Annotated in this window: 1 protein-coding gene; it reads left to right on the top strand. The window is 77.0% G+C overall.

Annotation, left to right across the window (positions count from 1 at the left end):
• Nucleotides 1-402 precede the first annotated feature (402 nt).
• Entirely contained in the window at nucleotides 403-1,386 is a 984-nt protein-coding gene (locus AAHZ94_RS33675; RefSeq protein ID WP_349997494.1) for a terpene synthase family protein, read from the top strand.
• Nucleotides 1,387-1,712: the final 326 nt, after the last annotated feature.

The raw sequence follows: 1,712 nt of genomic DNA, 5'->3' as shown, positions 1-1,712 counted from the left end.
CCCCCCCCCCCCCCCCCCCCCCCCCCCCGCCGGGGGGGGCGGCCCCCCCCCCCCCCCCCCCCCCCCCCCCCCCCCCCCCCCCCCCCCCCCCCCCCGGGGGGGGCCCCGCTTCGTCGTGCCCGGCCCGCCACGGCGCCACCGGCCGCTCCCCCGCGCCCGGTGGCGCTGGCGCATGCCGGCGCGGCCAGCACGTGCGACGCCCGCCGCGCACGCCCCCGCGGTGCCCTCCTGCGCGGTCCCGGGCACTTCTCCGCACCGGTGCGCGCCCGTTGTACTGGGCAGCGGAGGAGCCGGCCGTACGACGTGGCTCCCCAGGCCCGACCGGTCGGCGCGGCACCCGCGCCGGACAGCACGCCCGACCGCCGTCGGACATCCCACCGTCGAACGTCACGAGGGGCCACGATGCAACGCATCGAGCTTTCCTATCCCACGGACTGGTGGCCACCGGCCACCGCCCTGCCCACGCCGGGGCAGTGCGCCACCCTCCACGACCACCTGGTGTCCTGGCTCAAGGAGCATGGGTTGGCGCGCGCACCCGGCACCCTGACCACGGTCCGCAGCACCGGCGCCGCGCGGGCCATCGCCTACTCCATGCCCCACGCGCTCCCCGCCCGCCTCCCCGCCGTCGTTCACTTCCTGGGCTGCTGGTTCCTGTACGACGACGCGGCCGAGGGCGCGGGCATCGACGGCCGGGAGACCGCCGCCGGCCGGGCGCTCGCCGGCACGCTGGCCGTCGAACACTGCCGGGACGACCAACTGCGCGCCTGGTGGGACCTCGGCCAGGAGTTCAGCCGCACCATGAGCCCGCGCTGGCGCGACCGCTTCGGCAAGCACTTCGAGGCATGGATGTACGGAGTGGGGGACGAGGCACTGCTGTCCAGGTCGGGCTGCGGTCAGCCGCCGCTGGCCGGGTACCTCGCGGTGCGCACCCAGACCATCGGGGTGGACGTGCTGGCGGACCTCGTCGAGTACGCGATGGACCGCGAACTGTCCCCCGACTTCCTGACCGACCCGTACGTACAAGAGTTGCAACAGCTCGCCCGCACCCTGGCCACCATCGACAACGACCTGCACAGCATCAGCAAGGACCGGAGCAACGACTGGCTCAACGGGGTCTTCTCACTGGCCGACGAGCGGGACGTGCCCGAGTTGGCCGCCTGCCGCGAACTGGCCCGACTGCACGCCGCCCAGGTGGCACGGTACGAACTGGTGGAGTCGCGACTGCGGTCGCACGTGACGCCTGCGGACGCGTGGTGGCTCGTGGCGATGCGCCACCTGGTGACCGGGCTCCTACGCTGGACGCGGAGCGTGCCGCGGTACGCACACGAGCACGCGCTGCCCGGCGGGGTGACCTTGCACATCGATGCAGAGCAGCCTGTCGGGTGATGCGCCGGGGACCCGGGGGCAGCGTCGGCCGGGGCTACGGCACGGGCCGGTGCGACAGGTTGGTGCGTACGGGCGGGAGCGGGCAGAGGCAGCGCCGCCTGCCGGCGCCATGGGTTGGTGCATACGGGCGGGAGCGGCGGCGTCCGCCGGTGCGCCGGCACATGCCGGTGCGACGGGTGTACGGCCCCGTCGCACCGGCAGGCATGGGGCGTGGGGCGCGCGGGGGGGGGCGGGGCGCCCGGGGGGGCGGGCGGCGCGCCCCGGGCCGCGGGCGGCGGGCGGGGGCGCCGCGGGGGACCGGCGACACCCCCGGGGGGGCGGGGGGG

It is taken from the genome of Streptomyces sp. HSW2009, assembly GCF_040240285.1.
In the GTDB taxonomy this organism is placed as follows: Bacteria; Actinomycetota; Actinomycetes; order Streptomycetales; family Streptomycetaceae; genus Streptomyces.
The sequence above is the reverse complement of the archived record's forward strand: the minus strand, read 5'-3'. Positions and strand labels throughout refer to the sequence as shown.